The following is an 8,071-nucleotide window of genomic DNA, read 5'->3' on the forward strand; positions in this document are numbered from 1 at the left end:
GCTAGTTCAAAAATGAACTAGCTTTTATATTATACTATATCTATAGTTGTTTTACTGTTTTATAAAACGTTTAGTGTGCGTTACTGTATCATCAGTTATTCTCACTAAATACACTCCACTTTTCCAATTAGAAACGTCAATTGATGATTCTAATTTAGTAATTAGACCTTTATATATTCGTTTCCCTAAGACATCAAAGACTTCTAATTTTAAATCTTCGCTTGTGTTAAGCAATTTAATATTAAGTTTATTCTTAGCCGGATTAGGCGCAATAGTAAATTCATTATTTTGAATTTCCATTGAACTTAAGCCTGATCCAATATTAGAAATTTGGGTTGCCGGAGCCTGAGCAAACGAATATGCTGCTATAAAAAAGAGCAAAAAAAGTAATTTTAATTTCATATAAGTAGGGCATTGATTAATGCTAAGTTAGTAATTATTAATGAATAACACTTACACTTCATCGAAAACCATGCCATTATTTACTTAAATACATTTTTCTTCTTGCATATAAATCATAAAACTGATCGTCCTTTAAATTCTCTATAAATAAAATACTTTCTCCTGTACTTTTCATTTCTGGTCCCAGTTGTTTATTCACATTCGGAAACTTATTAAATGAAAACACCGGTTGCTTAATAGCGTAGCCTTCTAGTTGTGGATTAAAATTAAAATCAGTCACTTTTTTCTCACCTAACATTACTTTGGTTGCATAGTTTACATAAGGTTCTTTATAAGCTTTTGCGATAAAAGGAACTGTACGTGAGGCTCTAGGATTAGCTTCAATAATGTAAACAATATCATCTTGAATAGCGAATTGAATATTAATTAAACCAACAGTATTTAAAGCTCTTGCAATGGTATGTGTATGATCTATAATTTGCTGCATTACCAAATCTCCCAAATTGAAGGCTGGCAATAATGCATTACTATCTCCAGAGTGGATTCCACATGGCTCAATATGCTCCATAATACCAATAATATGAACATTACCATCGGCATCACAAATAGCATCTGCCTCTGCCTCTATCGCTCCATCTAAATAATGATCTAACAATAACTTGTTACCAGGAATCGATTTTAATAAATCTATGACATGCGATTCTAATTCTTGCTTATTAATTACAATTTTCATCCCTTGTCCTCCTAATACATAAGAAGGTCTTACTAAAATTGGAAAATCTAAAACATCTGCAATAGCTAAAGCTTCATCTGCCGATTCTGCAACATCAAATTCTGGATACGGAATATTATGTTCTTTTAATATGTTTGAAAAACTACCTCTATCTTCAGCTAAATCTAAAGATTGGAAGCTAGTCCCCATAATTTTAATACCGTAACGCTCTAGCTTTTCAGCAAGCTTTAAAGCTGTTTGTCCACCTAATTGAACAATGACACCTTCTGGTTTTTCATGTTGAATGATATCATAAATATGTTCCCAGAATACAGGTTCAAAATATAATTTGTCTGCAATATCAAAATCGGTAGAAACCGTTTCTGGGTTACAGTTAATCATTATAGTTTCATAACCACATTCTGCAGCTGCTAAAACACCATGCACACAACAATAATCGAACTCAATACCTTGACCAATTCTATTTGGACCTGAACCTAAAACGATAATTTTCTTTTTATCTGTAACCACACTTTCGTTTTGTACATAAACGGTTCCGTCTGGTTTTTCTACTTCACTTTCAAAAGTTGAATAATAATATGGTGTCTGTGCTTTAAACTCAGCCGCACAAGTATCTACTAATTTAAATACACGATTAATATTTAGTTCGCTTCGTTTATTATAAACTTCACTTTCTAAACAACCTAGCATATGTGCTATTTGTCTATCACCATAGCCTTTTTGCTTGGCTTCTAGCAATAATTCACGCTCAATAGTATTGATTTTAAAGGTAGATATCTCTTTTTCAAGTTGAAATAATTCTTCATATTGCTTTAAAAACCACATGTCTATTTTTGTGATTTCGTGAATACGGCTCAATGGAATTCCCATAGCAACAGCATCATAAATCACAAACACACGATCCCAACTTGCATATGTTAGCTTTTCAATTATCGTATCGTAATCTTTACAACTTTTACCATCTGCTCCTAATCCGTTTCTTGAAATTTCTAAAGATTGTGTAGCTTTATGAAGTGCTTCTTGAAACGAGCGCCCAATTGCCATCACTTCACCAACAGATTTCATTTGTAAACCTAATGTACGATCTGAGCCTTCAAATTTATCGAAATTCCAACGTGGAATCTTTACAACAACGTAATCTAAAGTAGGCTCAAATAATGCAGACGTTGATTTTGTAATCTGATTATCTAATTCATCTAAATTATAACCAATAGCTAATTTTGATGCAATCTTAGCAATAGGATAACCTGTTGCTTTACTTGCTAATGCAGAAGAACGAGATACACGTGGATTGATTTCAATGGCGATTATTTCCTCTTCATCATCCGGACTCACAGCAAATTGCACATTACAACCACCTGCGAAATCACCAATACTTCGCATCATATGAATGGCCATATCTCGCATTTTCTGATATGTTTTATCAGATAATGTCATTGCAGGTGCCAGAGTAATTGAGTCACCTGTATGAATTCCCATCGGATCCATATTTTCAATCGTACAGATAATCACAACATTGTCGTTTTTATCTCGTAATAACTCTAATTCGTATTCTTTCCAACCGATTAAGGCTTTATCAATCATGACCTCGTGAATTGGAGAGACTTCCAAACCGCGCGTTAGCATTTCGTCAAAATCTTCTTCTTTATATACAAAAGAAGCCCCTTCTCCACCTAAGGTGTACGACGCTCTAATAACTAAAGGAAAACCAAATTCTTGAGCAATTTCTTTTCCTTTAAGATAAGATGTTGCTGTTGCTTGAGGTGCCATTCCAATACCTATCTTCAACATCAACTCTCTAAATTGTTCTCTATCTTCAGTGATATTAATGGCGTCGATATCTACACCGATGATATCTACTCCAAAATCTTCCCAAATGCCTTTTTCATCAGCTTCAATACAAAGATTTAACGCTGTTTGTCCTCCCATAGTTGGCAGAACAGCATCAATTTGTGGATGATTCTTTAAGATTTGAACTAAAGATTTAGTGGTTAATGGCAACAAATACACATGATCCGCCATCGTGGGATCAGTCATTATTGTTGCAGGATTAGAATTAATAAGAATGGTTTCAATTCCGTCTTCTCTTAATGATCGAAGGGCTTGAGATCCTGAATAATCGAATTCACAAGCTTGCCCAATGACTATTGGGCCTGAACCGATAAGTAAAACAGATTTTATGTTGTTGTTTTTTGGCATGAGACTTTATGTTTAGTGAAATTGCAAATGTGTTTCATATATCATTTGCAGATGCAAAAATAGTTATCAATAGGATACAAAAAAAGGCGTTACACCTAAGTAACGCCCTAATATATTAACAATTGTTAATCATTATTTTTTATGTCTTGTTTCTGTAGATACAGATAATTTCTTTCTTCCTTTAGCTCTTCTACGTGCTAAAACTTTTCTTCCGTTAACAGAAGCCATTCTTTCTCTGAAACCGTGCTTGTTTTTCTTTTCTTTTTGACGGTTGAAACGTTCTTTTTGGCATGTCTTATATATTTTATAAACTAATAATCTTATTTGAAAATTGAGAGGTCTCTCAAAACTGCGTGCAAATATACAACAAGTTTTTACTTAACCAAGGAGCAAAAGAAAAATTTTGTTTAGAATTTTAACTCTTAGATTTTATTATCTTTGCGCTCTGCAAAAATACACAGAAATATGTTTAATAAAAATATAAAACTAGTCATCGCCGCGTTAATTATTGGTTTCGGCATCTATCAATTCACTGAAGGTAATATTGGTAATGGTATTATGTACCTCTTACTTTCTACGATATTCATTTTTCTTTACTTTAAAAATGAAATGATTTTACTAGCTTTTTTAAAACTTAGAAAACAAGATTTTGTTGGAGCTAAAAAATGGTTAGACAAAATAAAGAACCCAGAAGGCGCTTTAGTTAAAAAACAACAAGGCTATTTAAGCTACCTTTATGGTATTATGGTGTCTCAAAATAATATGAATGAAGCTGAAGGTTATTTTAAGAAAGCGATTAGTTTAGGGCTGTCAATGGACCACGATTTAGCTATGGCTAAATTGAATTTAGCCGGAATTGCTTTTTCAAAACGTAGAAAACCAGAAGCTCAAAAATTATTGGCTGAAGCTCAAAAATTAGACAAAAGAGATATGCTTGCTGAGCAAATTAAGATGATGAAAGATCAAATGAAAAAAGCAACTATGCCTAAACAGCAATACGGCCAGCCAACATCTGCGAGACAAAACCGAAGAAGTAGACGATAATATTTTATAATATAGGTGCCATTAAACGCGCAACGGCTTCAATTAGTTTGGTGCGTTTTGAGCGGTTTTTCCAAGAATTTAGTTCTAGCTTTTCGCAATGCTTTAAATCATCATTAAAGAATTCTGTTAGCTCACTACTAATTTTCTTATTATATATTAAAGCGTTGACTTCAAAATTAATATTGAAACTTCTATAATCCATATTGGTTGTGCCTACGGTACAAAACACACCATCAACAACCATAGTTTTAGCATGAATAAACCCTTTAGTGTAGCGATACACTTCTACTCCGGCTTCTAAAAGCATTTCTAGATAAGAATTTGTGGCATATTCTGCAATCCAAGAATCCGACTTTTTTGGTACAATAATCTTAACCTCTTTATTACTCCGTGCTAAAACTTGAAGCGCAGTTACGATTTCGCTATTTGGAATAAAATATGGTGTTGTAATATACACATGGTCATCAGCATTTGTAATGGCTACAAAAATAGCCTCCATAATATTAGACCAATCTGTATCTGGACCACTAGCAGCAATTTGAAGTGGTATATTTTCTTCACAATTATGTTTTGGAAAATACGTTTTTGAAATTTCTAACTCCCCTCCACTAACAAAATCCCAAGTTGTAAAGAATAAAATCTGTAATTGTTTTACGGCTTCTCCAACGATACGAACATGTGTATCTCTCCAATACCTATTATTGTTAGCATTAACATAATCATCAGAAACATTAATTCCTCCAACATAGCCTATTTTTCCATCAATTACAACGATTTTACGATGATCGCGATAGTTCATTTTACCAGTTGAATTTGAAAATCGAACAGGCATAAAGGGATGCATTTCTATACCACAATCCTTTAACTTGCGCTTCATCTTAGATGTTATTGAGCTTCCAACATCATCAATTGCGATTCTAATTTCGAGACCTTCACTTGCTTTTTTACATAATAAATCGAGAAGTTCAGTCCCTATTTTATCGTCTTTGATTATAAAATATTCAAGATGAATGTGATGTTCGGCTTCTTCAATATCTTTAAATAATAATTTAAACTTTTCGTCACCATTTTTAATAAGCTTTAAATCATTATTAATAGTAAGTTTAGATTTGTCATTATTATATAATAAAGGAATCACTTTTGATTTTTGATCGAGGAGATCATCAACCTCATTAATCTCCTTAGCATCAAGTTCTAATTGATCTTGAATTCTTTTAACAATAGACTGATTTAAAACGTTTTTCTAGAGAATATTTTATTCTTTCGATATTCTTGTCCGAAAAGATAATACACAATTAAACCTAAAAAAGGTAAAGCCAATAGACCAATAATGTAACTTAAAGCCTTTGTTGGATTTACCTTTTTAAGTAAAATGGTAACCACAGCAGATAAAGCAACCGTATAATTGAGAACAATTAAAATCTGCCAAATATGGTTTTTTAAAAATTCCAAAATTTATGGATTGGTGTTATAATACCCTTCCTTCGGAATCTCTATGAAATACGATTTTCTAGACTTGTTATTTAAATGCGGCTCTCTTAACCACGGATTATGAAGTTTTAGAATTTTGTAGTTAATTCCAAATTGCTTTGCAAATCCTGCAAAATCAGTTACCGCAGTATCGACTTCAACTTTATAAGTTGGTACTTCTTTGTATAAATGTGATTTATTAAAATTAAAGCCATACTTATCTGGATTAGAGAGTATTTCTTTTAAGGCCACAATTCTAAATACATAACGACCAGTTTCTTCACCTAATAATAAATCGTAGTAACCCGTAACATCTTGTTCTTTTAATCGTCTCGACACTCCATAATTACCAGCATTATAGGCAGCTGCTGCTTTAGTCCAAGACCCTAAGCTTTCCTTAGCTTTCTTTAAATAATCGCAAGCGACTTCTGTGGCTTTCTCTAGATTATAGCGTTCATCGACGTTATCGTTAACTTCTAAACCATTTTCTTTTCCTGTTGCTGACATAATTTGCCAAACACCACTGGCACCAGCAGGTGATTTTGCGGTTTGTACCAATCCACTCTCAATTACAGCTAGGTATTTAAAATCGTCTGGCACACCATTTTTCTTCAAAATTGGTTCTATAATTGGAAAATATTTTTGAGCGCGCTTAAACATTAAAAGTCCATTAGATTGCCAATAGGTATTTACTAACAACTCTCTATCCATACGTTCATAAATATCTGGATCATTAACCGGTACAACTTCACCTGCAAAGTTTAAATTTTCTGGCATTTCTAATGCGTACACATTATAACTATTAACAATAGGATCCTCTTTTCCTATTAAATGATCTGGTATCGCCATTTCATCTGGTGACTTTTGCATTGAAAAAATAAATAAGCCTGATATACAAATCACACCTATTAGTGCTAAACTATTTTTTATGATTTTCATGTGTTTTAATTTAAGATTAATTGAATGCTAGATATCGTTCACAATTATGCATTCCTTTGAATAACAGTGTTTTTAATATGAGCTTTTATCATTTTTCTTTTTTATAAATGTAATCAATCTAAGAACAGAATTCAAGTTCAGGCCTCAATAAGTTTTGGTAAATTTTCGTTAAACCATTTATACTTACTAATCACCATAATGTGTGTTCCGCCTTTAACCACGGTACAATTACCGCCACAAGAATGTGGAAAAACGGCATCATTATCTCCGTGAATATATGTTGCATCTGGATGAGGTTCTTCTTGATCCCAACAAACCACTTGCTTAATGGCCCAATCTAAATACGTTTTATCACTTACAGAAAGGTACTTTTTATATAAATCCACACGCTTTTTCACAGTTTCTCCAAAAGCATATTTTGCTAGTAAATCAATATTACTCACCAGTGAAGTCGGTAGTATTTTATAAGCTTTAGTAACTTTAAGTAGCTTTAAACGCTTTGGAAGTTCGTGATGTGACTTAACACTAGAAACGACTATTAATTTTTTAAGTTTAAAAATTTACTCATTTCCTGAACCAAAATACCACCAAAAGAGACCCCTAATAAAACGATATCATCATGCTCAATAAATTTGCACATGCGTTGTGCGTATGCATTAAGTGTTTCATTAATATCTGGAATTTGCCACTCTAACCAATGAATTTCATAATCTTCTTGTGGTAGTTTAATATGTTCAAATATAGTTGGGTTTGCAGCCATACCTGGCATTAAATAAACATGTGTCAATTTACTGTTCATAGGTCTTAAAACTTTTTTAATGGGTCGTCTTAATTAATTACAATTTAAGGTTTTAACATCGACAACCTAAAACATTGGTTGATTTTTTGTACCTTTGCACAGCAAAACTATATAAAATATAGTATCTACACTGCCAACCGCTGAATTTAATAAAAAGAAATTATGACAGAAACTGCTCAATTAATTGACAACGACTTCCTGCGTCAATTTGAATTAAATGTTGAAAACGAAATGGCAATTATTGAATATTCTTTGCAGGAAAGGAAGATATTCTTAACAAAAATGGTTATTCCTGATGCTATTAGGACTGACGAGTTTGAATTAGAGTTTATTGATTTAGTTTTTACCAACATTAAAGAAAGAAACATTAGTGTAGTACCAACAAGTCCTGAAATTGCTAAGTTTGTTAGAAGTAACAGAAAATACAAGCGCATGCTTCCTGTAGGTATTCGTATATAATTTCTGAAAATGAATTATAAAAACAA

The 8,071-nt window shown here is 32.5% G+C and carries 7 protein-coding genes and 2 pseudogenes; 2 read left to right on the plus strand and 7 right to left on the minus strand.

Annotation, left to right across the window (positions count from 1 at the left end):
* Window positions 1-51 precede the first annotated feature (51 nt).
* The 3 genes and pseudogenes from ADIWIN_RS07740 to rpmH form a co-directional block, all read right to left on the minus strand.
* Window positions 52-381, minus strand: coding sequence for a T9SS type A sorting domain-containing protein (locus ADIWIN_RS07740; protein WP_020894494.1), 330 nt, complete (start codon window positions 379-381; stop codon window positions 52-54).
* Between the two features lie 97 nt (window positions 382-478).
* Window positions 479-3,334 (minus strand): carbamoyl-phosphate synthase large subunit, encoded by a 2,856-nt coding sequence (gene carB / locus ADIWIN_RS07745; protein ID WP_020894495.1) that lies wholly within the window; start codon window positions 3,332-3,334, stop codon window positions 479-481.
* A 132-nt stretch (window positions 3,335-3,466) separates the two neighbouring features.
* Window positions 3,467-3,626, minus strand: a pseudogene (gene rpmH, locus ADIWIN_RS07750) (50S ribosomal protein L34).
* Window positions 3,627-3,799: 173 nt separating this feature from the next.
* Between rpmH and ADIWIN_RS07755 the strand changes: the two are divergent.
* A complete protein-coding gene (locus ADIWIN_RS07755) occupies window positions 3,800-4,378 on the plus strand; it encodes a tetratricopeptide repeat protein (protein ID WP_020894496.1) in 579 nt (192 codons plus the stop codon).
* Between the two features lie 4 nt (window positions 4,379-4,382).
* Here ADIWIN_RS07755 and cls read toward each other — a convergent pair whose 3' ends face one another.
* The 4 genes and pseudogenes from cls to ADIWIN_RS07775 all read right to left on the minus strand — a co-directional run bounded on the left by cls (window position 4,383) and on the right by ADIWIN_RS07775 (window position 7,586).
* Window positions 4,383-5,600 carry a cardiolipin synthase gene (gene cls, locus ADIWIN_RS07760; protein ID WP_316929644.1) on the minus strand — a complete coding sequence of 406 codons (1,218 nt, stop codon included), beginning with the start codon at window positions 5,598-5,600 and terminating at the stop codon, window positions 4,383-4,385.
* Between the two features lie 8 nt (window positions 5,601-5,608).
* The gene (locus tag ADIWIN_RS21270; protein ID WP_020894498.1) at window positions 5,609-5,830 is read right to left on the minus strand and encodes a PLDc N-terminal domain-containing protein; all 222 of its coding nucleotides are present in this window, start codon (window positions 5,828-5,830) and stop codon (window positions 5,609-5,611) included.
* 3 nt (window positions 5,831-5,833) lie between these two features.
* Window positions 5,834-6,787, minus strand: coding sequence for a lytic transglycosylase domain-containing protein (locus ADIWIN_RS07770; protein ID WP_020894499.1), 954 nt, complete (start codon window positions 6,785-6,787; stop codon window positions 5,834-5,836).
* Window positions 6,788-6,924: 137 nt separating this feature from the next.
* Window positions 6,925-7,586: pseudogene (locus ADIWIN_RS07775) on the minus strand (alpha/beta hydrolase).
* Window positions 7,587-7,748: 162 nt separating this feature from the next.
* On the opposite strand from ADIWIN_RS07775, the gene ADIWIN_RS07780 reads away from it, so the two are divergent.
* The gene (locus ADIWIN_RS07780; RefSeq protein WP_020894502.1) at window positions 7,749-8,045 is read left to right on the plus strand and encodes an N-acetyltransferase; all 297 of its coding nucleotides are present in this window, start codon (window positions 7,749-7,751) and stop codon (window positions 8,043-8,045) included.
* Window positions 8,046-8,071: the final 26 nt, after the last annotated feature.

Origin of the sequence: Winogradskyella psychrotolerans RS-3, assembly GCF_000427335.1 — a bacterium.
Lineage (GTDB): Bacteria > Bacteroidota > Bacteroidia > Flavobacteriales > Flavobacteriaceae > Winogradskyella > Winogradskyella psychrotolerans.